General features: G+C 63.7%; 25 protein-coding genes. 9 read left to right on the top strand and 16 right to left on the bottom strand.

Going from position 1 to position 23,399, the window contains the following annotated elements; all coding sequences use genetic code 11:
• Nucleotides 1-32: 32 nt before the first annotated feature.
• Nucleotides 33-842, top strand: a complete 810-nt coding sequence (locus tag AAFM92_02385; protein MEL7299208.1) for a response regulator — start codon at nt 33-35, stop codon at nt 840-842.
• Here the strand turns inward: AAFM92_02385 and AAFM92_02390 are convergent.
• Together AAFM92_02390 and AAFM92_02395 are read right to left on the bottom strand one after the other, a co-directional pair.
• Entirely contained in the window at nt 839-2,002 is a 1,164-nt protein-coding gene (locus AAFM92_02390) for a GAF domain-containing protein (GenBank protein MEL7299209.1), read from the bottom strand. The two genes, AAFM92_02385 and AAFM92_02390, sit on opposite strands and share 4 nt — an antisense overlap.
• A 367-nt stretch (nt 2,003-2,369) precedes the next feature.
• On the bottom strand, nt 2,370-2,768 hold the full coding sequence (locus tag AAFM92_02395; protein ID MEL7299210.1) for a hypothetical protein: 399 nt from the start codon (nt 2,766-2,768) through the stop codon (nt 2,370-2,372).
• 166 nt (nt 2,769-2,934) lie between these two features.
• On the opposite strand from AAFM92_02395, the gene AAFM92_02400 reads away from it, so the two are divergent.
• The 5 genes from AAFM92_02400 to AAFM92_02420 all read left to right on the top strand — a co-directional run bounded on the left by AAFM92_02400 (nt 2,935) and on the right by AAFM92_02420 (nt 6,047).
• Nucleotides 2,935-3,594, top strand: a complete 660-nt coding sequence (locus AAFM92_02400; protein ID MEL7299211.1) for a Crp/Fnr family transcriptional regulator — start codon at nt 2,935-2,937, stop codon at nt 3,592-3,594.
• Nucleotides 3,595-3,685: 91 nt separating this feature from the next.
• Nucleotides 3,686-4,447: an SDR family oxidoreductase gene (locus AAFM92_02405; protein MEL7299212.1), complete on the top strand. Its 762-nt coding sequence runs from the start codon at nt 3,686-3,688 to the stop codon at nt 4,445-4,447.
• Nucleotides 4,448-4,490: 43 nt separating this feature from the next.
• On the top strand, nt 4,491-5,099 hold the full coding sequence (nthA, locus tag AAFM92_02410; protein ID MEL7299213.1) for a nitrile hydratase subunit alpha: 609 nt from the start codon (nt 4,491-4,493) through the stop codon (nt 5,097-5,099).
• Nucleotides 5,096-5,758, top strand: coding sequence for a nitrile hydratase subunit beta (nthB, locus tag AAFM92_02415; GenBank protein MEL7299214.1), 663 nt, complete (start codon nt 5,096-5,098; stop codon nt 5,756-5,758). Before nthA ends, nthB begins: the two co-directional genes overlap by 4 nt.
• Nucleotides 5,751-6,047, top strand: coding sequence for a nitrile hydratase accessory protein (locus tag AAFM92_02420; protein ID MEL7299215.1), 297 nt, complete (start codon nt 5,751-5,753; stop codon nt 6,045-6,047). The genes nthB and AAFM92_02420 overlap by 8 nt, the downstream gene beginning before the upstream one ends.
• A gap of 26 nt (nt 6,048-6,073) precedes the next feature.
• Here AAFM92_02420 and AAFM92_02425 read toward each other — a convergent pair whose 3' ends face one another.
• From AAFM92_02425 to AAFM92_02445, 5 genes are read right to left on the bottom strand one after another with little or no spacing between them, the layout of a single operon-like run.
• Nucleotides 6,074-6,811: an SDR family NAD(P)-dependent oxidoreductase gene (locus AAFM92_02425; protein ID MEL7299216.1), complete on the bottom strand. Its 738-nt coding sequence runs from the start codon at nt 6,809-6,811 to the stop codon at nt 6,074-6,076.
• Entirely contained in the window at nt 6,808-7,482 is a 675-nt protein-coding gene (locus AAFM92_02430) for an SDR family oxidoreductase (protein ID MEL7299217.1), read from the bottom strand. Before AAFM92_02430 ends, AAFM92_02425 begins: the two co-directional genes overlap by 4 nt.
• A 23-nt stretch (nt 7,483-7,505) precedes the next feature.
• Entirely contained in the window at nt 7,506-8,621 is a 1,116-nt protein-coding gene (locus AAFM92_02435; GenBank protein MEL7299218.1) for a CaiB/BaiF CoA-transferase family protein, read from the bottom strand.
• A gap of 46 nt (nt 8,622-8,667) precedes the next feature.
• Nucleotides 8,668-9,861: an FAD-binding domain-containing protein gene (locus AAFM92_02440; protein ID MEL7299219.1), complete on the bottom strand. Its 1,194-nt coding sequence runs from the start codon at nt 9,859-9,861 to the stop codon at nt 8,668-8,670.
• Between the two features lie 48 nt (nt 9,862-9,909).
• Nucleotides 9,910-10,695, bottom strand: a complete 786-nt coding sequence (locus tag AAFM92_02445; protein ID MEL7299220.1) for a metalloregulator ArsR/SmtB family transcription factor — start codon at nt 10,693-10,695, stop codon at nt 9,910-9,912.
• 168 nt (nt 10,696-10,863) lie between these two features.
• Between AAFM92_02445 and AAFM92_02450 the strand changes: the two genes are divergently transcribed.
• From AAFM92_02450 to AAFM92_02460, 3 genes are all read left to right on the top strand, one after another.
• Nucleotides 10,864-11,487: an ATP-dependent Clp protease proteolytic subunit gene (locus AAFM92_02450; GenBank protein MEL7299221.1), complete on the top strand. Its 624-nt coding sequence runs from the start codon at nt 10,864-10,866 to the stop codon at nt 11,485-11,487.
• Nucleotides 11,488-11,596: 109 nt separating this feature from the next.
• Nucleotides 11,597-12,856, top strand: a complete 1,260-nt coding sequence (gene clpX, locus AAFM92_02455) for an ATP-dependent Clp protease ATP-binding subunit ClpX (GenBank protein MEL7299222.1) — start codon at nt 11,597-11,599, stop codon at nt 12,854-12,856.
• 40 nt (nt 12,857-12,896) lie between these two features.
• Nucleotides 12,897-13,280 (top strand): DUF2155 domain-containing protein, encoded by a 384-nt coding sequence (locus AAFM92_02460; protein ID MEL7299223.1) that lies wholly within the window; start codon nt 12,897-12,899, stop codon nt 13,278-13,280.
• Here the strand turns inward: AAFM92_02460 and aat are convergent.
• The 9 genes from aat to AAFM92_02505 all read right to left on the bottom strand — a co-directional run bounded on the left by aat (nt 13,244) and on the right by AAFM92_02505 (nt 23,287).
• Nucleotides 13,244-13,891, bottom strand: coding sequence for a leucyl/phenylalanyl-tRNA--protein transferase (aat, locus tag AAFM92_02465; protein ID MEL7299224.1), 648 nt, complete (start codon nt 13,889-13,891; stop codon nt 13,244-13,246). The two genes, AAFM92_02460 and aat, sit on opposite strands and share 37 nt — an antisense overlap.
• A gap of 70 nt (nt 13,892-13,961) precedes the next feature.
• Complete coding sequence (accC, locus tag AAFM92_02470) at nt 13,962-15,305, bottom strand: acetyl-CoA carboxylase biotin carboxylase subunit (protein MEL7299225.1); 1,344 nt, start codon at nt 15,303-15,305, stop codon at nt 13,962-13,964.
• Nucleotides 15,305-15,850: an acetyl-CoA carboxylase biotin carboxyl carrier protein gene (gene accB, locus AAFM92_02475; protein ID MEL7299226.1), complete on the bottom strand. Its 546-nt coding sequence runs from the start codon at nt 15,848-15,850 to the stop codon at nt 15,305-15,307. The genes accC and accB overlap by 1 nt, the downstream gene beginning before the upstream one ends.
• A gap of 208 nt (nt 15,851-16,058) precedes the next feature.
• Entirely contained in the window at nt 16,059-18,011 is a 1,953-nt protein-coding gene (acs, locus tag AAFM92_02480; GenBank protein MEL7299227.1) for an acetate--CoA ligase, read from the bottom strand.
• A 53-nt stretch (nt 18,012-18,064) separates the two neighbouring features.
• Nucleotides 18,065-18,814: an ABC transporter ATP-binding protein gene (locus AAFM92_02485; GenBank protein ID MEL7299228.1), complete on the bottom strand. Its 750-nt coding sequence runs from the start codon at nt 18,812-18,814 to the stop codon at nt 18,065-18,067.
• Nucleotides 18,815-18,825: 11 nt separating this feature from the next.
• The gene (locus tag AAFM92_02490; protein ID MEL7299229.1) at nt 18,826-19,584 is read right to left on the bottom strand and encodes an ABC transporter ATP-binding protein; all 759 of its coding nucleotides are present in this window, start codon (nt 19,582-19,584) and stop codon (nt 18,826-18,828) included.
• Between the two features lie 11 nt (nt 19,585-19,595).
• Nucleotides 19,596-20,813, bottom strand: coding sequence for a branched-chain amino acid ABC transporter permease (locus AAFM92_02495; protein MEL7299230.1), 1,218 nt, complete (start codon nt 20,811-20,813; stop codon nt 19,596-19,598).
• 3 nt (nt 20,814-20,816) lie between these two features.
• Nucleotides 20,817-21,848 (bottom strand): branched-chain amino acid ABC transporter permease, encoded by a 1,032-nt coding sequence (locus tag AAFM92_02500; protein ID MEL7299231.1) that lies wholly within the window; start codon nt 21,846-21,848, stop codon nt 20,817-20,819.
• Nucleotides 21,849-21,949: 101 nt separating this feature from the next.
• Nucleotides 21,950-23,287, bottom strand: a complete 1,338-nt coding sequence (locus AAFM92_02505) for a substrate-binding protein (GenBank protein ID MEL7299232.1) — start codon at nt 23,285-23,287, stop codon at nt 21,950-21,952.
• Nucleotides 23,288-23,399: the final 112 nt, after the last annotated feature.

The raw sequence follows: 23,399 nt of genomic DNA on the forward strand, positions 1-23,399 counted from the left end.
CGTAGCAGGATACATATTAAGAAAGCCCCATCATGACGACTTCTCACGCCGATGATCTCTCGGCGATTATTGCGCAAAACCTTCCCTATCTCCGGAGATATGCGCGCGCTCTTACGGGCTCCCAGCCCCGCGGGGACACTTATGCGATCGCTGCGTTGGAAGCTGTCCTCGAGCGTCCTTCGATCTTTGATCAATCGCTCGACAGCAAGGTTGCGCTTTTCCGTGTGTTTAATTCGATCTGGCAAAGCACGGGTGCCACCTTCGAGGCTGAGGAATCTGGCTTGCAGGCGAAGGCGCAGGAGCATCTGTCCCGCCTGACGGCAGACACCCGCGAGGCGCTGCTTCTCCACACAATCGAGGAGATGGCTTTCGAGGATGTTGCGGTTGTGCTCGATGTGTCCCCCGCGGAGGCGCAGCAGTTGATCGACATTGCCTATTCGGAGATGTCGAAGGCGCTGACAGGCGCCATCATGATCATCGAGGATGAGGCGATCATCGCGCTCGATCTAGAGGCGATCATCACCGAGATGGGGCACAAGGCTACCGGCATCGCACGCACCGAGACGGGCGCCATCGATCTTTTCCGCCGGGAGAGGCCCAGCCTGATCCTGTCGGACATTCACCTCGCGGACGGGTCCTCGGGCATCGATGCCGTGCGTCAGATCCTGGCGGAAGCGGGTGACATCCCGGTGATCTTCATCACCGCCTATCCGGAGCGGCTTCTGACCGGGGAGGGGCCGGAGCCGGCCTTCCTCATCACGAAGCCCTACACGGAAGAGCAAGTCCGCTCGGCGATCAGCCAGGCGATGTTCTTCTCGTCCACGGAGACGTTGAAAGCCTAGTGAACGAGGGTGTTGAGCGGGATCACGAGGTGGAGGCTGAAGATATTGCCTCGGCGCTCCGTCTCGACCCGCCCGCCCAGTTGGTAGGTGACCGCCATTTCCATGAGGCGTGACCCGAAGCCTTCACCTTTCGGCGCTGGGCGATCCTTCTCGCTTTCAGGCTCCGCTTCTTCCAGCCAGCGGATCACGAGCTCTTCCCCTTCGATGTCCCAGGCAACGGTGACACGGCCATCGACGGCGCCAAGCGCGCCGTACTTGCTGGCATTTGTGGCGATCTCGTGGAGGGCGAGCGCCACGTAGATCACCGCCTTCTCGCCGACGTTTACATGGGGGCCTTCAAGGCTGAGCTGGGCCGAGGGCCCTGCGAGATGCGCGGCGAGAAGTCGCCGCATGAGGGCGGCCAAATCCGTGCTGGGGATGCTGACATTATCGGCCGCGACGACGGGCACGATGAGCTGGTGAGCGTCGTTCAGCGCGCTGATGCGCTGGCCGAGGCTCTCTGCCATCTCCGCAGGTGTCTTGGCGTGGCGGCTGTCGATGCGCACCATGCCGTTGATCATGGAAAAGAGGTTCTTGATCCGGTGCGTCATCTCATCGAGCACAAGCTCGCGCTGCGCAACGGTCGCCCGGAGCGCGAGCTCGGCCTCCACCACTTTCGCCAGGTCCTTCAGGGTCGCGAGGTCTTCGTCTGTCCAGTCGTGGGGCTTGTCGTCGATGGCACAAAAGGATCCCAGGACGCTTCCATCCGGGGCGCAGATCGGGACGCCGGCATAGGCTGCGACGTCGAGCTCGGTGATGGCGGGATGGCCTTCCAGCCCGGCGAAGTTCGCCGTGTCGCTGACGATGAAGGGCTCGCCCGTATCCACCACGTAACGGCACATCGATTGATCGAGTGGCGTGCCACGGTCTTCCGCGGCCTGACCGGAAAGACCATGCTGGGCTTTGAAGAATTGCCGGACGTCATCGACGAATGAGACCAGCGCGACAGGCGCGTCCAAGATACGTGCCGCGAGGCGTGCTGTCCTGTCGAAATCCGCCGATGCCGGAGAATCCATCATTCCGCTGCGGTGCAGAGACGCCAGGCGCGCGGGGTTCGTCACCCCCTTGCGCTCCGCGGAGCCGTAGGTGTCCTGATGCGTTGTTCCGGCGCCGTCCTTCATGGAGGCCTCACACATTAAAGGTTAGGGAAACCCTACCGGCTTTCCCGAGAGTCGCGTCGTGTTTTTGCGGAACATTTGATGCGTATACAACATAATAGCGCGCGTCGCCAGTGTTGAAAGCGTGCTCCCCAAGCTCAGAAAGAGTTTTACGCTTAGCTTGTCAAGTTCCGTTGACAATTCAGCAGCTTGCTTGCGGGCGCATCGATTGCAGAAGGCGCTCATGCAGGACCTCACCGCGCAGTCCAGTTGGATGGAACGCAATGGGCCCCTGCGCGTTATGTCGCAGTACGCATTGTGTCACCGGGCATTTGAGAAAGCGCAGGACCTTTAGACCCGGCCGAAGACCGTGCGGCATTCACGGCACGCGCTACGCGTCTTTCTTCAGAAGGCCGATCAACCGAAGCGCATGTTCGACATCCAAGGAGCTAAACGGGCGCGTGAGCACCGCGCGCGGAGTGCCAAGATCGACATCCGGAGAGCCGTCTATCAGGATCAGATGGGTTTGATGCGCACTCAGGGTCGACAAGAATAAACGGGCGATAGCGGTGCTCGCATCCAGCCCGAAAACAACAAGCCTGTAGCCAACCAGAAGAGCATCCTCTTCTTGTACGTCCTCGCAAGCGCCTTCCTCCAAGGGCGGCACCCGGGAGATGTGTATCGGGCCCAAGCCGCAGCCCTCGAGCGTTTCGCTGAGGTCCGAGGCTTCGACCATGTTGTTTGTAAGGATCAGCGTCGCACCTGGACGCATCGTGAGGTCGCTGTTCACCGAGCGTGTCCCGCCATGAAGTAGCGTCGGGTGTGCGCGTTTACTTTCCTGATCGCATTTAACTGCGACATAGCGATTGGGAGTTTTTTAGCGCCATCGTCGATGTGCGCGACTTGCCCGCCCCAGCGCGGCGCGATGCCGGAAAACCGGCGGAAGGAGACCAGTGATGACGCGTGAAGAGTTTTCTCGCATCAAGGAAATGCCCGGGGAGGAGCGGATCGCGCGGCCCGGAGAGGTGGTGCTGCGTGAGCATGACACCTCGTCGCTGATGTACATCGTGCTCGAAGGGATGGGGCTGCGCTACAAGACCCTGCCCGACGGCAGCAGGCAGGTCGTGGGCTTCATGTTTCCGGGCGATATGGTCGGGCTTCAAGCGGGCTTCTCGGACAAAATGGGCCACGCTCTCGAGGCGACCACCCAGATGCGATTGCGCACGCTGAAGACGCAGGATCTCGAGCGCACGTTCGAAGACGATCCGGAGCGCGCCCTGGCCATCACGCGCTTTGCGGTGGAGGAAGAGAGTGCTCTCGGAGAGGCTCTGGCGACCGTGGGACAGCGCGAGGCCATTGCCCGTTTGGCGTGGCTCTTCTGCAAGATCCACGACCGTCTCACGAGCATCGGCATGGACGAGGACGTCGGTCTTCCGCTGCCCTATCGGCAGCAGGATGTGGCAGACGCGCTGGGCCTTTCCCTGGTGCACACCAACAAGACGCTGGCCAAGCTGAAGCGAGACGATATCGCGAGCTGGACGGGCAAGACGCTTCACATCCACGACTTCAATCGCTTGCAGCAGCTTCTCGATGGGGCCGACATCAACGTGGGCTGACACATTTGACGCCTCGGGCTGAGCCCGGCGTCTTCTGCCTTTTCATGCAACGATCCTGCCTTTAGCCATGTGCGGCGAAGGAGACCGTTTCATGAGCCATCTGTCAGGAAAGAGCGTCATCATCACCGGAGCAAGCCGCGGCATTGGAGCGGCCGCCGCACGCCATCTGGCCAAGGAAGGTGCTTTGGTCACGCTCGCAGCGCGATCCGCTGATGCCCTAGGCCAGATCGCGGAGGACATCCGGGAGGAGGGGGGCACCGCGTTGGCCCATCCCTGCAACATCGCCGATCCCGATGACGTGAAAACCCTCATCGAGACAGCGTCAGCCGCCCATGGCGGCCTCGATCTGCTCGTCAACAACGCAGGGCTCATCGATCCGATCGCCCGTCTCGAAGACAGCGACCCGGACGCGTGGTCGATGATCGTCGATGTCAATCTCAAGGGCGTCTATTACGGGATGCGCTTCGCGATCCCCGCGATGGCCGGATCCGGGACGATCATCAATATCTCCTCGGGCGCTGCGACGGGGGCGCTGGAGGGATGGTCCCACTACTGCGCCACGAAGGCGGCGGTCCTTTCCCTGACAAAGTGCGGGCACAAGGAGCATGGAGACAGTGGCATCACGGTCGTCGGCCTCTCTCCGGGGACGGTTGCGACGGAGATGCAGGTGCAGATCAAAGCCTCGGGCATCAATCCGGTGAGCCAGCTCGACCCCGAAGACCACATTCCCCCAGAATGGGTGGCGCAGGCCATTGCCTATCTGGCCGGGCCGGACGGTGCCGCGCATGCCGGGGGCGATTTCTCCATGAAGACAGCCGAGGGGCGCGCCGCGCTCGGGCTGCCCGCTCCGTGACCTCACGGCTTGCGCGGGAGCGGGCATCTGAGCAGAGTGAGGCATGCATGACGACCATCCCCACGACAATGCGCTGAGCGACATCGAGGCGCGGGTCAAGGCGCTCGAAACCATCTTGGTGGACAAAGGCCTCGTTGATCCGGCGGCCATTGACGAGATCATCGAGACCTATGCGGAGCGGGTCGGGCCCAAGAACGGCGCGCAGGTCGTCGCCCGCGCCTGGACAGATCCGGATTTCGCGGCAGCACTGCGCGAAGACGCGACGACAGCCATTGCGAGCATGGGCTTCGAAGGCCGGCAAGCCGAGCACATGGAGGTGCTCTGGAACGCGCCCGGCGTTCACAACATGGTCGTCTGCACCTTGTGCTCGTGCTACCCGTGGGCTGTGCTGGGGCTGCCGCCGGTCTGGTACAAGTCTCCCCCATACCGGTCCCGCGCCGTGGCAGAGCCGCGCGCTGTCCTTTCCGAATTCGGCGTCACGCTGCCCGAGGGCACGCGGATACGCGTGTGGGATTCGACCGCGGAAGTGCGGTATCTCGTCATTCCGGAACGTCCGGACGGGACAGACGGCTGGCCCTCGGAGAAACTGGCGACGCTCGTCACGCGCGATGCCATGATCGGGACGGGGCTTGCCCTCGCCCCGGGCGCGTGATCGGCCCCCAGGACCTCGGCGGGCGCGGCGGCTTCGGCCCTGTGCGGCCCGAGGAAAACGAACCGGTCTTTCATGCTCCGTGGGAGGGGCGGGCGCTGGGCCTCACGCTCACCGCTGGTGCACTGGGTCACTGGACGCTCGATGAAAGCCGCCATGCCCGAGAGTGCCTGCCACCCGCATTCTACCTCGACGCCTCCTACTACGACATCTGGCTCACGGCTCTCGAAGCGCTCCTTGAACGCCACGGCGAGGTGAGCGCCGAGGAACGCGCGCGCGGGGAATGCCATCGCCCCGGGCTGCGGCCGGAGCGGCGCCTGAAAGCGTCGGACGTCGCAGCGGTCCTTCGTCGGGGCGGGCCGGTGGATCGAGAGCCGCGTCATGCCGCGCGCTTCCAGGTTGGGGACAAGGTGATCACTCGGCACGATCGAACGCCCGGGCACACGCGCTTGCCGGGATACGCCATGGGGAAGACGGGCGAGATCGTCGCCATCCGAGGATGTCACGTCTTCCCGGACGCTCATGCGCATGGCCGGGGGGACGAGCCGGAATGGCTCTATGCCGTCGCCTTCACCGCCAGCGAACTCTGGGGTGCGGGCGCGGAGAATGCGCAGGATGACGTGATGATCGATGCGTTCGAGCCTTACCTCTGCCATGACTGATCCCGCGCCCCCCTTTGATACGCCATGGCAGGCGCAACTCTTCGGGATCACCGTGGCCTTGCAGGAAAAAGGCGCGTTCTCAGCGGCGCAATGGGCCGACGCCTTGGGCGCAGAGCTGGCAGGGGAAACGCGCTCTGGCAATGACGCGTATTGGAAGGCGTGGCTCCGAGCCTTCGAGGCGATCCTCGCCAAAGCCAAGCTCGCCAACGCCACGGAGATCGCGGATCTCACGCGCGCCTGGCAGGCCGCGGCTCGGGCCACGCCCCACGGCCAGCCGATTGAGCTGTGACGCGGGTTTGACGGACGCCTACCAGACTAGAGCTTCGGGCGCGTCAGTTTTTCGTAGAGGCCCTTGCGGAGCAGCCGCCCCACGGGGCCCGGCGCGATGCGGCCCGCAGCAGCCATGAGCTTCGCCTTCCCACCCGGTATGATGGACCTCTTTCCCGCAGCGAGGCCAGCCAGGATGATGCGCGCGGCGTCTTCCGGCGCAAGCCGTGCGGCAACCGTCTTCGCATCGTTTTCCGGCGCGTATCGGGCCGCGTGATCCGTGGCGAGCGGCCCCGGAAAGACGATCGCCGCGGATTGGCCCGGTGGAAGCGCCTTGTCGAGGGATCGCGCAAAGCTGGCGATACCGTCCTTCGAGGCGGCATAGGACACGGCGCCGGGGTAGCCTGTGAAGGTCGACAGCGAACCTATGAAGGCGTGCTTGGAGTTGGCTGCCATGGCGCCTGTGGCGAGGAGATGCGCCGTGATGGCGACCGGTGCACGAAAGTTCAGGTCAAGGATGCGCTTGTGGTGCTCGGCGGGGATGTCCTCGAAGGGGCCGGTGCCCGAAATGCCAGCCGAGTGAATGATGAGCTCTATGGGCCCGAGCGCTGCGATCTGCGCCGGAGCCTCGGCATCCGTCAGATCGAGCGACAGTGTCTCCATGGGCAGCAGGGCCAGGTCCGCCTCCGACAGATCGACGGCGACGACATCTCGGCCATCTTCCATGGCCGCGAGGGCGAGCGCGCGCCCGAGGCCGTTGGCCCCACCGGTGATCACCGTTCTCATGGCTTGCCACCGAAAGCGTGCCGCAGCGTAAAAAGGGGCCCCATGCGCGCGTTGCGCCCACGGGCCACGCTCGCGGCGATGCTGCGAGCCACGATCGCGGGCGACGTGAAAAACCGCCGTGCCGCGATGTCACCGAGCCCCGCCTTGTCATGCATGCCCGTGGCGGTAGGGCCGGGATGTATCATGAGCACGGTCACGCGCCCCTCCCATTCAAGGGCCAGCGCCCGGGCGGCACCGTCGAGCGCCGCCTTCGTCGCGGCGTATACGCTGAAGTCACCATGGGCCCCGCGCGCAGCGGTCGATCCGATGAACGCCAGGGTGCCGCCCCTCAGCCGCGGGAGGAGAGCCTGCCCCAAGAGGAGCGGTGCGAGCGTGTTGAGCGCGATCATCTGCGCGATCTCCTCTCCCGTGTGCTCTTCCGGGCGCCCCACTTTGCCTGCGCCGGCATTGAGAATCGCGGCATCGAGTGTCTCCGGTAGGGCATTGAGCAGCTCTGAAGGATCCCCCGTCGCATCGTGGCGGATATACTCGCATCCCGATGGCAAGGGAGGCTCGATATCTCCTTCCGCGCGGCGGCCGGTTGCGAATACCTGCCAGCCTTGGGCAGCGTAATGGGCGCAGAGCGCGCGGCCGATGCCATCCGATCCGCCGGTGATGAGAACCTTGGGCACGGTATTCCTTTCCGTCTGGCGCGCTAGGCGTCGTAATCGCCAAGCTTCGGCGCTGGCAGATCGAGCGCGAGCGTGGAGCGGGAGAACTTGAGAGGCGTGCGCAAGGCAGGGATGCCGCCCGGCGCGATCTTGAGCCCGCGCGCGTCGATCTGGGGATCCGCGAGGGCCTGGGCCACGGTGTTGATCGGCGCGGCTGGCACCGCGACGGCGACGAGGGCTGCGATGAGATCGTCGCGCGGCCATCTCGCGATGACATCGGCGAGCATCGGCACAAGCGTGTCGCGATGCTCGATCCTGTCCTGGTTCGTCTTGAACCTCGGGTCGGCGGCCCAATCGGGGCGCTCGATCACCGTGCAGAGCTTCGTGAAGAGGTTCGAGTTCCCGCAGGCGATGATGATGGGGCCGTCAGCGGCGTCGAAGGTCTGGTAGGGTACGATGGACGGATGCGCATTTCCCATGCGCTTCGGGCTTTGTCCCGTGGCGAGGCACGAGGACGCCTGGTTGGCCATCATCGCGACCATCGAGTCCATGAGGGCAAGGTCGATATGCTGGCCTCTCCCGGTGCGCGCGCGGTCCGCGAGGGCTGCTTGGATCCCGATGACCCCGTAAAGCGCTGTGAAGAGATCGGCCAAGGCGACGCCTACCTTCTGCGGCGGCCCATGGGCCTCGCCGGTGACGTCCATGATGCCCGAAAAGCCCTGGATGAGGGCATCGTAGCCTGCATGCTGCGCATAGGGGCCGTCCTGCCCGAAACCCGTCACCGACGCGTAGATGAGCGCGGGGTGGTCGGCTTCGAGCGAGGCGTAATCGAGGCCGAATTTTGCGAGACCGCCCACCTTGAAGTTTTCTATGACGACGTCGGCATCGGCGATGAGCGCCTTGACCCGGGCTAGGTCAGCTTCGTCCGATAAGTCTGCGACAAGGCTCCGCTTTCCCCGGTTGCAGCAAAAGAAGTAGGTGGCGGATCTATCTCCGTCGCGGTCGATGTAATGCGGCCCCCAAGATCGGGTTTCGTCTCCCTGTGGGCTTTCGACCTTGATCACCTCGGCCCCGAGATCGGCAAGCGTTTGGCCCATCATCGGGCCTGCCAAGACCCGGGCAAGCTCGATCACTTTCAATCCCTCGAGGGGTGCGGTCATGGGGGCCTCCTTGCCATGCGTGGCCGTGGCCCCCGTCTCCCTTCCGTCAGGCAGCTTGGGCGCTTTGCCGTTCCTTCAGAAGCCTAGGGATTTTCTCCTTGAACTTGAAGAAGCCCTTGTCGGCGAAAGGCCACGCTGCCGCGTCATAGGCGCGGACTTGGCGGCAAAGATCGACGCCCTTCTGCGCAAGCTGCCGCTCGGAGAGCTTGAGCTCGTCCGCGATGGGCCCTGCCGGTGCATGGGCCGTCACGATCTGCTCGATCCCGTGCCGTTCTGCCCAAGCCGCCAGATCGGTGGACAGGATCTGCGGCGCATCGGCGATCCCGTATCGCGCGGCCGCATCATCGGTCAGCCCCTCCCGAAACGCGACGACGCGCTCTGCCGGGTCGAGCGGGGTGCCGTGGTTGTGCGGCTTCAGGACGAGGGCTTCCTTGTGGTCCATGCGCATGATGTCGGTCGGGCTCAGATCCTCCCAGTGCAGCAATACCGCCGTTGCCTTCCCCGGTGTCGTGGGCTCTGTCACCGGCACGGGGCCTGCCGCGTCGAAAGGTGCATCCTCGAGCGGTTGGGGGTCCTTGTTGAGGCCGTCGGGCTTGAAGCGGCGTTCGGTGTACCTGTGGATGTTGTCGGCCTTGGCGGCATAGACGCGTCCCCGTGTCTGGATACCGGCAACCCATCGCCAGCCCAGCGTGTTGGAGGCCGGGTCTCCGTCGAGCAGGTTGCGCAGGAAGAAATCAGCGCCGAGCTCCCACGGCAATTCCAAGGTGAAGATCCAGATCGACGCAAACCACATGCGCGCGTGGTTGTGCAGATAGCCGGTGTCGGTGAGCTGGTTGGCCCAGTAATCGAAACAGTCGATGCCGGTTTCGCCGTTGCACGCCGTCTCCCAGTCCTTTCGGAGGCGGCGGTCCTTTTCGAGAGCTGTTACGGCGTCATCGAGGTCGCGTTGGTAGCGATCCCATGCCTCCGGGCGGCGTTCCATCCAGCCTTTCCAGTAGGTGCGCCAGTAGACTTCCTGAATGAATTTCTCGGCGGTCGACGGGGCGTATTTCGACAGCGTGGCGTCGATCACTTCGCCCTCGGTGATCGCGCGATGGCGGATATAGGGCGACAGCTGTGAGACATGCGGGTGCCCCGGCAGGTCGTAGTTGCGCTTGGCGGCGTAATCGCGCCCGGCCTTAGGGATGAAGCCGTTCAATCGCTCGAGCGCGGCGGTGCGGGTCGGTGCAAATTGTGTCATGGCAAGGGAGGTAGGCCCCGCCTTACCCAGTCAAGCCACGACCTCCGCCTAGTCGGCCGATGCCAGGGCGCCCTGGCAGGCGCGCATGTAGCGCTGGCCGAGCACCATGTCCCAGCCCACATAGTAGCCGCCGCGGATCTTCTCGGCGGTCTCGCCGAGGGCTGCCCATCCATCATGGATGAGCGTGACGCGCGTGCCGTTGGGCTGCGCTTCGAAACGGACATCGATGAAGGTCGCCTCGTCTTCGGGCCGCCCGACATGCCACCGGATCGCCACGCGGCGTCCCGGTTCCCAGGCGGTGAATTTGCCCCAAGGGTGTCGCGTTCCGTCGCGCTTGGTTTCCTCGATGAGGCCGCCCTCCCTGTCTTCGATCGTGACGCGTGTGGGGGTTGCGTCATCCTCGGCGGACAGGGAATGGCTTTCGACGGGCCACCATGTGGGGAGGCCATTCGTGAAGAGGTCGAACGCCTCCTCGGGAGGCAAAGGGACAGTGATGATCTTCACGACAGGATCCAGTGACATGGCAAGCTCCTTCGCGCGGTTTTGCGCTTCATGGGCGTAGGAGGCGAGGGCATCCTCCCACAGGGCGTCGGCATAGGCTTTGAGTGCCGCGAGGCTGCCTGCAGACAGTCGATAGATGCGGCGGTTCCCCTGGCGCACGCAGGTGACGAGGCCCGCCTCCGCAAGCACCTTGAGGTGCTGCGAGACGGCAGGCCGCGAAATGGGCAACGGTTCGGCGAGTTGCGCGACCGGCGCGGGGCCGTGGCGCAGCCGCTCGACGAGGGCTGCCCTGTTAGTGTCGGCGAGAGCCGCGAAGACCGTGCAGTCAGACATGGCGGCACTATAAGCCAATCTTGACAATAAGTCATCATTGCGTAAGTGCTGACTTACATATTCATCCCAGAGCGCGGAGCGGTCGCCCTTGTAGCCCCTAGGGCGCGGAACTAAGACTCCGTTAGGCCGCTTCGGCTAAGGCCCAATTCAGCACAGACAGGCAAGCGCATGATCGACCCACGTGAAACCTACATGAACCTCGTGCCCATGGTGGTCGAACAGACCAGCCGCGGCGAGCGGGCCTATGACATCTTTTCGCGGCTCCTGAAGGAGCGCATCGTCTTCATCAACGGACCGATCCACTCGGGCATGACCCACTTGGTGGTGGCGCAGCTTCTTCACCTCGAGGCGGAGAACCCGAAAAAAGAGATCTCGATGTACATCAACTCGCCGGGCGGCGAGGTGACGGCGGGCATGAGCATCTACGACACGATGCAGTACATCCGCCCGAAGGTGTCGACGTTGGTCTGCGGTCTGGCCGCGTCCATGGGATCCATGATCGCCATCGGCGGGGAGCCGGGCATGCGCTTTGCACTCCCCAACGCGGAGATCATGGTCCATCAGCCCTCGGGCGGGATGCAGGGCGTGGCCGAGGACATCCTGATTTCCGCACGCCACATCGAGAAAACGCGCGAGCGCTTCTACCAACTCTACATGAAGCATTCCGGGCAGGATTATGAGACGGTCCGTGACGCTCTGGACCGCGACAAGTGGATGACCCCGGAGGAAGCGAAAGAGTGGGGCCACATTGATGAAATTGTCGAAAAAGCAGAGGCCCTGAGCGAGGATTGATCCCGCTTTTTGCCATTGTGGCTCCGGCGGGATGCTCATAGGCTTCCTCTTCAGAATTACGCGGTTCACACGCATTGGGGAGCGGGCATTCCCCGGAAGGACAAGAGCGATGGCAAGCAATTCGGGCGACAGCAAAAACACCCTGTATTGTAGCTTCTGCGGGAAGTCACAGCACGAGGTGCGCAAGCTCATCGCCGGGCCGACGGTGTTCATCTGCGATGAATGCGTTGAGCTGTGCATGGACATCATCCGCGAGGAGACAAAGTCCTCCGGCCTGAAATCCGCGGATGGTGTGCCAACGCCGAAGGAGATCTGCGAAGTGCTCGATGATTACGTCATCGGGCAGCCGGTCGCGAAGCGGGTCCTCTCCGTGGCCGTGCACAATCACTACAAGCGCCTCAACCACGCGCAGAAAAGCACGGACATCGAGCTCGCGAAGTCCAACATCATGCTCGTGGGCCCCACGGGCTGCGGCAAGACGCTGCTCGCTCAGACGCTCGCGCGCATCCTTGACGTGCCATTCACCATGGCCGACGCCACGACGCTCACCGAGGCGGGTTATGTGGGCGAGGACGTGGAGAATATCATTCTGAAGCTTCTGCAGGCGTCGGAGTACAACGTCGAACGCGCGCAGCGCGGCATCGTCTACATCGACGAGGTCGACAAGATCACGCGGAAGTCCGACAACCCGTCGATCACGCGGGATGTGTCCGGCGAGGGCGTGCAGCAGGCTTTGCTCAAGATCATGGAAGGCACCGTTGCGAGCGTGCCGCCGCAGGGGGGGCGCAAGCATCCCCAACAGGAGTTCCTGCAGGTCGACACGACCAACATCCTCTTCATCGTCGGCGGTGCCTTTGCGGGCCTCGACAAGATCATCGCACAGCGCGGCAAGGGCACGTCCATCGGCTTCGGCGCGGACGTGAAGGACAATGACGACCGCGGCACCGGAGACCTCTTCAAGGACCTCGAGCCCGAGGACCTCCTGAAGTTCGGCCTCATCCCGGAATTCGTCGGCCGCCTGCCCGTCATCGCGACGCTGGAAGACCTCGATGAAGATGCGCTTGTCACCATCCTCACCGAGCCGAAGAACGCGCTTGTGAAGCAGTACCAGCGCCTCTTCGATCTCGAGGATACGCAACTGACCTTCACCGAGGATGCGCTGCGTGCCATTGCCAAGAAAGCGATCGAGCGGAAGACCGGCGCCCGTGGCCTGCGGTCCATTCTCGAAGGTATCCTCCTCGACACGATGTTTGATCTCCCCGGCATGGAGAGCGTGACCGAGGTCGTGGTGAACGAGGAAGCGGTCACGGCAGAGGCCGCGCCCCTGATGATCTACGCGGACGCCAAGGAGCCCGCAACGGCGGGCTAATCCGCTGCGGCCGTTCCGCGTTCGAGGTCAGGTGTCGGGAATGACGAAACCGCCCCAAGCCAAATCATGGTCGCGTCTCGTGGGCGTGGCGGCCCTGTGGTTCGCCAGCGGCGCTGCCGGGCAAGAGGCGAGCCTGGGGCAGGGCGCCACCATCCGGCTCCTTGACCGGGTGACGGGCGAGCTCTCCGACGTGGATCTCGGCATCGGGCAATCGGCACGGCTCGGACAGATAGACATTCTGCTGGAAGAGTGCCGGTATCCCACCGGCAACCCCGCCGGTGATGCCTATGCGTTCCTGCGCGTAAAAGACCAAGCCGCGGCGCAGGAGATCTTTGCCGGGTGGATGATCGCCTCCTCGCCGGCCCTCAACGCCATGGATCACGGCCGCTACGACGTCTGGGTCATCCGCTGCAGGACGTCCTGAGCGCTTGTAGGCCCCGGCACGGCCATGAAATCCGCGTTCGTTGACAAGGCCCTGGTCAGGGCGCGCCGGTAGGCACTCCGCTTGATTTCGATCGCGCCGAGCGAGGCGAGGTGATCGGTAATGAACTGCGTGTCAAAGAGGGTGAAGCCCGCGCGCACGAGCCGGTCCACGAGGTACACCATCGCGATCTTGGATCCATTCGTACGCGCGGAGAACATGCTCTCTCCGAAAAACGCACCGCCAATGGCCACGCCGAAGATGCCCCCGCGCAGCCCTTCATCATCCCAGACTTCCATGGAATGGGCATGCCCGCTCAGGAAGAGATCGAGGTAGAGAAGGCGCAGCTCCTCGTTGATCCATGTTTCCGGCCTGTCGGCGCAGCCTTCCACGACCCCGGAGAAATCCGTGTTCACACGAATGTCGTACCCGCCCCGACGCAAAGTGCGCTTCAGGCTCCGGGAAATGTGCAGCTTGTCGAGGGGCATCACGCCGCGGCGCTCCGGATCCACCCAGAAGAGGGTGGCGGAATGGCGCGCTTCCGACATGGGAAAAATCCCAACTTGATAGGCCCGCAACAAGAGGTCGGGCGTCAGGAGCACGTCATCACGCATGTCTGTGGGCCGAGCGGACAATTGGCACTCGGAAAGCGTAGCTCAGATTATTTTGAAAAGCGACTAAAGCCTAACCGACCTTCTCCAACCACTTCTCCAGCCAGTGGATCGTGTAGTCACCGGCATGGATATCGTCCTCCGCGAGGAGGGCGTGAAAGAGCGGCACCGTCGTCTCCACCCCATCGACGATCAGCTCACCAAGTGCGCGATTGAGACGGGCAAGGGCCTCGGGCCGGTCGCGCCCGTGAACGATGAGCTTTCCGATGAGCGAGTCGTAATGCGGGGGGATCATGTAGCCGTCGTAGAGCGCGCTATCCATGCGCACGCCCAGCCCGCCCGGCGCGTGGTACTGCGTGATGCGGCCCGGTCGCGGCGCGAAGGCGGGGAACGTCTCTGCGTTGATCCTCACCTCGATGGCGTGGCCATTGATTGTCAGGTCGTCCTGCGTGAACGAAAGCGGCAGGCCCTCGGCCACGCGGATCTGCTCGCGCACGAGGTCCACGCCGAAAATGGCCTCCGTCACGGGATGCTCGACCTGCAGGCGCGTGTTCATCTCGATGAAGTAGAACTCGCCATTCTCGTAGAGGAATTCGATGGTGCCCGCGCCGGTGTAGTTGATTTTGGCCACGGCATCGGCGCAGATCTTACCGATGCGCGCCCGCTCGTCGGCGCTGATGGCGGGGCCGGGAGCCTCCTCGAAGACCTTCTGGTGCCGCCGTTGCAGCGAGCAGTCACGCTCTCCGAGATGCACGGCGCCGCCATTTCCGTCGCCGAACACCTGGATCTCGATGTGGCGTGGCGTGGTCAGGTATTTCTCGATGTAGACTTCGTCGTTGCCGAAGGCGGCCTTTGCCTCCGAGCGTGCGGTGCGGAATGCCGTCTCGAGCTCGCTTTCGGAGCGCGCCACCTTCATGCCGCGCCCACCACCGCCGGCGGTGGCCTTCACGATGACAGGATACCCCGCCTCCGCGCCGATCTTCAGCGCCGCTTCGACATCGGCCACGCCGCCGTCCGAGCCCGGCACGCACGGGACACCGAGAGCTTTCATCGTGTCTTTTGCGGTGATCTTGTCACCCATGACGCGGATATGTTCGGCCTTGGGACCGATGAAGGTGATGCCGTGATCCTCGAGCGCCTGTGCAAACGCCTCGTTCTCGCTCAGGAAGCCGTACCCGGGATGGATCGCATCCGCGCCGGTGATCTCGGCTGCCGAGATGATGGCCGCGATGTTCAGGTAGCTTTTGGGCGATGGCGCGGGCCCGATGCAAATCGCCTCGTCGGCCATGCGCACATGCATGGCGTCCGCATCGGCCGTGGAATGGACTGCGACCGAGGCGATGCCCATCTCCCGGCAAGCGCGGATGACGCGAAGGGCGATCTCGCCTCGGTTAGCGATCAGGACTTTCTGAAACATCACTCGATGATCATCAGGGGCGCGCCGTACTCCACGGGGGCGCCATCATCCACGAGAATGCGGGTGACCTTCCCGGAACGCGGTGCCGGGATCTGGTTCATCGTTTTCATGGCCTCGATGATGAGGATCGTGTCGCCTTCTTTCACCGTCTGACCCTGCGCCACGAATGCCGGTGCGCCAGGCTCGGACTGCAGATAGGCGGTCCCGACCATGGGGGAGGTGACGGCGCCGGGATGGCTGGCCGGGTCCTCGTTTCCGCCCGATGCGGTTGAAGCCGGCGCTGGTGCCTGCTGGACTTGCGCGGCAGCTGCGGCCGGCGCTGGCGCGGACGATTGCGCAGCATTCAGCGCGGCCAAAAGGGCGCCCACGTTCTCGCCCCCGCCCGCGCGACCGACATCGAGGCCAGCGCGGCTTACACGCACATTGAGACTGTCATCCTGGCCATAGGCGCGGGTCACTTCGAGCTCCGTGAGCTCGTTGGCCTTCAGGAGCTCTGCCAGCGCCTTGATGAAGGCGACATCGCCGTCGAGATTGTCCTTGGTCATTGCCCCTCACGCGTTCTTCTTGGCCTTACGTGGCGTTTTTCGCGCTATAGAACAAGGTGCACTTGAGGGGAAGGGCCGGAGCGCATCGTGGTCCCAAAGCCCTCGCACCCCCGGGCAAGCACGTCTGCGGAAAAGAAAAGGCCCCTTCCCAGGGGACGGGAAGGGGCTTCTTGAGACCACAGGATGTGGTCGCCGCAGCTTCGGGAGTTCAGCTGCGGTTTTGGCGGTTCTCGATCAGGTCGTCGACCACGGCAGGATCCGCGAGGGTGGAGGTATCTCCGAGCGCTCCGAAATCGTTCTCCGCGATCTTGCGCAGGATACGTCGCATGATCTTGCCCGAACGTGTCTTCGGCAGGCCGGGCGCCCATTGGATCAGGTCCGGCTTGGCGATGGGCCCGATTTCCTTGCGAACCCAGGTCTGGAGTTCCGCGCGAAGCTCGTCCGAAGGCTCTTCGCCTGACATCAGCGTCACGTAGCAGTAAATGCCCTGTCCCTTGATATCGTGCGGGTAGCCGACCACGGCGGCCTCGGAGACCTTCTTGTGCGCCACGAGTGCGGATTCCACTTCCGCGGTGCCCATGCGATGGCCCGAGACGTTGATGACGTCATCCACCCGGCCCGTGATCCAGTAGTCGCCATCCTCGTCCCGGCGGCACCCGTCACCGGCGAAGTAGTAGCCTTTGTAGTCCGAGAAGTAGGTCTTCACGAAGCGCTCGTGGTCGCCATAGACGGTGCGCATCTGCCCGGGCCAGCTATCGGCGATGCAAAGCACGCCCTCCACGCCGTTGCCTTCGATGACCTCGCCCGTGGTGGGCTCGAGCACGACGGGCTTGACGCCGAAGAAGGGCTTCATGGCGCTGCCGGGCTTCGTCGCGTGGGCGCCGGGCAGGGGGGTCATCATGTGCCCGCCTGTCTCTGTCTGCCACCACGTGTCGACGATGGGGCATTTTCCCTTGCCCACAATGTCGTTGTACCAGTTCCACGCTTCCGGGTTGATGGGCTCCCCCACCGTTCCCAGGATCTTGAGATCGCTGAGGTCGTATTTCTCCACGAAGCTGTTGCCTTGCCCCATGAGCGCGCGGATGGCGGTGGGCGCGGTGTAGAACTGGTTGACCTTGTGCTTTTCACAGACGGCCCAGAAACGGCCCGCATCGGGATAGGTGGGCACGCCTTCGAACATGAGCGTGGTGGCGCCGTTGGCGAGCGGGCCATAGACGATGTAGCTGTGGCCGGTCACCCAGCCCACATCAGCGGTGCACCAGAAGATGTCCCCATCGTGGTAGTCGAACGTGTATTGATGCGTCATCGACGCGTAGACGAGGTAGCCCCCCGTGCAGTGTTGCACGCCCTTGGGCTGGCCCGTTGAGCCGGAGGTGTAGAGAATGAAGAGAGGGTCTTCGGCGTTCATCTCCTCGGGCGGGCACTCGGCGGAGGCGTCCGCCATGAGCGCCTCGTATGAATGATCGCGGCCCTCTTTCATGCCCGGGCCTTCGCCGGTGCGCGCGACGACGAGCATCGGCACGTCACCGCAGCTTTCCATGGCCTTGTCGGCGTTCGCTTTGAGCGGCGTGTTCCGCCCCCCGCGCGGGGCCTGATCGGCGGTCACGACGAGGGAGGCTTCGCAGCCGGAGATGCGTGCCGCCAGGGCATCAGGGGAGAAGCCCCCGAAGACGATGGAATGGATCGCACCGATCCGCGCGCAGGCCAGCATGGCATAGGCCGCTTCGGGGATCATGGGCATGTAGAGCACGACGCGATCACCACGGCGCACGCCGAGCGATTTATAAACGTTCGAGAGCTTGCAGACCTGCTCGTGCAGCTCGCGGTAGGTGATCTGCTTTGAGAGGTTCGGGTCGTCCGCCTCCCAGATGATCGCCGTCTGGTCGCCCCTTTTTTCCAGATGCCGGTCGATGCAGTTGGCCGCGACGTTGAGCGTGCCGTCTTCGAACCATTTGATGGAAACATTCGGATGCGCGAACGTCGAGTTCTTCACCTTCGTGAAGGGCTTGATCCACTCCACGCGCTTGCCGTGCTCGGCCCAGAAGGCATCGGGATCGGCCATGGAGGCGGCATACATTTCCTCGTAGGTCGCCTCGTCCGCGTGGGCCTTTGCGACGAAATCGGGGGAGGGGGCGTAGGTCTTTTGGCTCTCATCCAGCATGGCGGCGCTCCTTGATGTCGTAAAAAGGGGGCCGTGGAGGCCCCCTTAGAAAGTCAGATGGCCAGGTATTCGGCGCGCAGCTTCTCGTCGTCGAGCACCTCCTGCGCAGACCCGTCATAGACGACCGTGCCCGTATCGAGGATCACGGCGCGGTCAGCGAGCTTGAGGGCCGCCACGGCGTTCTGCTCCACGATGACGGTCGTGATGCCCTGGTCGCGGATGTGGTTCAGCGTCTTGGCGATCTCCTGCACGATGACGGGCGCGAGGCCTTCATAGGGCTCGTCGAGGAGGAGCACCTTGATGTCACGGCAGAGCGCGCGGGCGATGGAGAGCATCTGCTGCTCGCCGCCCGAAAGCGTCACGCCCTCCTGTTTGCGGCGTTCACCGAGGCGCGGGAAGAGGTCATAGACCCGGTCGAGCCCCCAGCCCTTGGGCGGGGCGATCTGCGCGAGTTGCAGGTTTTCCTCCACCGTGAGGCCCGGAATGATCCGGCGATCCTCGGGCACGAGGCCGAGCCCCGCCTGAGAGGCCTCATGCGAGGCCATCTCGTGGAGTGGCTGGTGATCGAGCCAGATCTCGCCTTGCGTGACCATCGGCGAGCCGGTGCGCGCGATGGCGCGGAGCGTGGACGTCTTGCCCGCGCCGTTGCGGCCCAGAAGCGCGAGGATCTCGCCTTCGTGGATGTTAAAGCTGATGCCCTGCACGATGTAGCTCTCGCCGTAATAGGCGTGCATGTCATAGACGCTGAAGAAGGCCGGGGCCGTCGCCGCGTGGTTGGCATTGGGGTTGAACGGTTGGTTCATCGTGCCGGTCCTCAGACTTGCGCCTCACCCAGATACGCTTCGCGCACCTTGGGATGGCCTTTGATGTTGTCGGGGGTCTCTTCCACGAGCGGCGTGCCCTGGGCGAGGACGGTGATCCGCTCGGCGAGGCTGAAGACGACGTGCATGTCATGCTCGATGATGCACATCGTGATGTTGCGGCGATCCCGGATCGTCTTCAGCAGGTCGATGGTGTTGTTCGTATCGGCGCGCGCCATGCCCGCGGTGGGCTCGTCGAGGAGGAGCAGGCGGGGCTCTTGGCTCAGACACATGGCCATCTCGAGGCGCCGCTTGTCACCGCGCGAGAGGGAGGCCGCGTGCATGCCCGATTTCTCGAGCATGTTGACGTCGTCGAGGATGTGCTGCGCCATTTCGTGGATGTCGTTCTCCTTGCGCACCGCACCGAAGGCGGAGAGCTTGTAGGAGCCGTCACGCTTGGCAAAGCAGGCGATCATGACGTTTTCGAGCACTGTGAGATCGCCGAAGATCTCCGGCGTCTGGAAGACGCGTGAGATGCCCATCTGGTTGATCTCGTGAGGCGAGCGGCCGAGCACGGAGTTTCCGTCGAACATGACAGAGCCCGTGTCGGGGATCAGCTTGCCCACGAGGCAGTTGAGCAGGGTGGACTTGCCAGCGCCATTCGGCCCGATGATGGCATGCACGCTGTTTTCGGCGACGCTGAGGTTCACTTCGCTCAGCGCCTGCAGGCCGCCAAAGCGCTTGCCGACATTTTTGACTTCGAGAATTCCCATCTGTCAGCTCCTTACTCTGCCGGTTTCACTTGGCCGCCCTCGGCCTCTTCCTTGCCGCGCTTGCCGCGAACCCAGTCGCCGATCCGCTTGCCGCCTTCGACGAGACCGCCGGGCAGGAAGATGATCACGGCCATGAACATGAGGCCAAGCGTGAGGTGCCAGCCCTTGCCGATGAAGGGGTAGACCATGGAGACCATGACCCCCTCGAGCCAGTCAGGTGCAAAGGCGAACCAGCCTTCCAGCGTGGCCTTGTTGATCTTCGAGAAGATGTTCTCGAAGTACTTGATGAGGCCCGCGCCGAGGACCGGCCCGATGAGCGTGCCAACCCCGCCGAGGATGGTCATGAGCACCACCTCGCCTGACGCTGTCCACTGCATGCGTTCCGCGCCGACCTGGGGGTCCATGGCGGCCATGAGGCCACCGGCGAGGCCCGCATACATGCCCGAGATCACGAAGCAGGCGAGCATGTATGGCCGCGTGTTGAGGCCCGTGTAGCTCAGGCGGTTCTGGTTCGACTTGATCGCGCGGAGCATGAGGCCGAAGGGCGAGCGGAAGATGCGGATCGCGATATAGAACGAGATCAACATCACGAGGCCGCTCAGGTAGTAGCCCCAGTTGAACGTCCAGAGCCAGTTCCCCACGGCGACCTCGGTGCTCGCCGTCATTTCCATGCCAAAGAGGCTGGGCTTCGGGATGTTGCCCTCTGCCGTCACGGACCCGCCACCGAGGATTTCCGGTAGGATGCGCGGATCGCCGAGGGCAGGCTGGAGGCCGGTTTCACCACCTGTGATCGGGGTGAGCACCGAGGCTGCGAGCACAAAGGCCATCTGCGCGAAGGCCAGCGTCAGGATCGAGAAGTAGATGCCCGAGCGCCGCAGCGAGATGTATCCGATCGCAAGCGAGATCACCCCGGCGATCAGCGTCGAGAAAATGATCGCGGGGATCACGTTCATCGAAAGCAGCTTCAGCATCCACATGCCCGCGTAGGAGCCTGCTCCGAGGAAGGCCGCGTGGCCGAAGGAGAGGTAGCCCGTGAGGCCGAAGAGGATGTTGAAGCCGATCGCGAAGATCCCGAAGATCACGAAACGCTGCATCAGGTCCGGGTAGCCCGCGTTGAATTGCGCCATCGCAGAGCCCTCGGGGAAGGGGTTCAGCAGGAGCGGGGCCGCGATCACCAGCACCGTGACGATCAGGAGGAGACGGAAGTCTTTCTTGTCGAGACCAAGCATGGATTAGTCCTCCATCACGCCCTTGCGGCCCATCAGGCCACGGGGACGCGTCAGTAGAATGAGAATTGCGGCCAGGTAGATGACGACCTGGTTGATGCCCGGCAGGATGCTGATCACTTCGCGCATGGAGGCGAAGCTCTCGAGAATGCCCAGCACGAATCCGGCAAGGACAGCGCCCGGAAGCGAGCCCATGCCGCCCACCACGACCACGACGAAGGAGATCACGAGGAAATCCATGCCCATGTGGTAATTTGGCGAAACGATGGGCGTGTACATCACGCCAGCGAGTCCTGCCACGGCGGCGGCAATACCGAACATGATGGTGAAGCGGCGGTCGATATTGATGCCGAGGAGGCCCACCGTCTCGCGGTCAGCCATGCCCGCGCGGACGACCATGCCGAAGGTCGTGAACTGCAGGAATGCGAAGACCGCTGCGATGATGATCATCGAGAAGAGGAAGTAGACGATCCGCCAGTAGGGATAGATGATCGCGCCGGGATCCATGCCGATGGCGGCGCCGAAGTCGAACGAGCCGATGAAGGCGTCGGGCGCGGGTGCGGGGATCTGGTTGGCACCGAAATAGTACTTGATGATCTCCTGCAGCACGATGGCGAGGCCGAAGGTCACCAGGATCTGGTCCGCGTGAGGGCGCTTGTAGAAGTGCTTGATGAGGCCACGCTCCATGGCCACGCCGATGGCGATCATGATCGGGATCGAAAAGAGGATCGAGAGCGGCACCGACCAATCGATGATCGCGGCTCCCGCGGCCTCTCCGAACCAATCGTATATGTAGGGAACATCCACCTTGAGCGGGTTTCCGAGGAAGTCGGTCCGTGTCTCGTCGACCACTTCATGGGACAGGCTGAGCAAGCGGCTCAGCGTGACCGTGCAGAAGGCACCCAGCATGAAGAGCGCGCCGTGGGCGAAGTTCACGACCCCGAGCGTTCCGAAAATGAGCGTGAGACCAAGGGCGATCAGCGCGTAGGCGCTGCCCTTGTCGAGCCCGTTCAGGATTTGAAGAATGATCTGGTCCATGGCTCTCCCCTTGGAGCATGCGGGTGGTGCGCCGGGCGCACTGATCGAATGGAGCGGCTAGGAAAGCGTGGGGCGCGACACGTCGCGCCCCAGCTTTGAGCTTATGCGCCCGGGTTGCAGGTCCCCAGATCACCGCCGAAGATGGAGGCGTCGTAGGTGACCTGTGCGGCCGGGGTGACCTCCACGATCTCGAGCAGGTCGAACTCGTTGTCCGGGTTCTCCTTGCCCTTCACGACGAGCACGTCCTTGAAGCACTGGTGGTCTTCGGCGCGGTAGAGCGTCGGACCGTTGCCAAGGCCGTCGAACTCGAAGTCGGCAAGCGCTTCGTCAACCGAGCACGGGTTGAACGAGCCACCGCGGGTCACGGCGTCTGCATAGAGCAGCGTCTGCACGTAGCAGGTGTGCGCCGCCTGCGACGGCGGGAAGCCGTACTTGGTGCCGAAGGAGCGCGTGAAGGCCTGCGAGCCCTCATCGGGCAGCGACCAGTGCCAGTTCGTGGAGCCGAAGATGCCCTTCACGTTCTCGCCGGCGCCCGCCGCCATGAGGCGGGAGTAGAGCGGAACCACGATCTCGAAGTTCTTGCCGTTGGCTTCCGCGGCGCGGAGGCCGAACTGCACGGCGGAGGTGAGGGAGTTCACCATGTTGCCGCCGTAGTGGTTGAGCACGAGCACGTCGGCGCCCGAGTTCAGGACCGGCGCGACATAGGACGAGAAGTCCGTCTGTGCGAGCGGGGTGAGCACGGTCGCGACCGTCTCCCAGCCCATGGCCTCGGTGGAGGTCCGGACGGCTTCCTCGGTCGTGTAGCCCCAGTTGTAGTCCGCCGTCAGGTGATAGGCCTTGCGGTCCGTGCCGTAGTTCGCGGCGAGGATCGGTGCGAGAGCAGCGCCGGACATGTAGGAGTTGAAGAAGTGGCGGAAGCCATTGGCCTTCTTGTCCTTACCCGTCGTGTCGTTGGAGTGCGTGAGGCCGGCCATGAAGATGACGCCGGCTTCCTGGCAGAGGGCCTGCACGGCCACGGCCACACCGGAGGACGAGCCGCCGGAGATCATGATCGCGCCATCGCGCTCGATCATGCCGCGTGCGGAGGCGCGCGCCGCGTCGGGCTTCGTCTGGGTGTCGCCGGTGACGTACTCGACCTTCCGGCCCAGGATCCCGGTGCCGTCCAGCGCCTTCGAAGAGAAGGTGTTGAGCATGCCGCCGTCGCCCTCGCCATTGAGGTGCTCGACTGCGAGCTCGAATGCACGGAGCTCGTCCGCGCCTTCGTCAGCGTAGGGGCCGGTTTGCGGCACGTTGAAGCCAAGGGTGACGGAGCTGTCGCCCGGCGCGTTGGTGAAGCCGGCGTGGCCATCGGCGCGCAGATAGGTTGGCAGAGCAAGCGCACCACCAGCGGCGGCACCTGCTTTCAGGGCACCACGGCGGGTGAGGTTGAGTTTGGACATGTAATCCTCCCAATTGGATTGAGGCACGCATCGTTTGCGCGGCGCGCCCGGACACACTCTCTCGCGAGTGTATTGCTGTTATCGCCGCTCGATCGAAAACAAAGCAACAACC

Source organism: Pseudomonadota bacterium, from assembly GCA_038533575.1.
Taxonomy (GTDB): Bacteria; Pseudomonadota; Alphaproteobacteria; order Rhodobacterales; family Rhodobacteraceae; genus Shimia_B.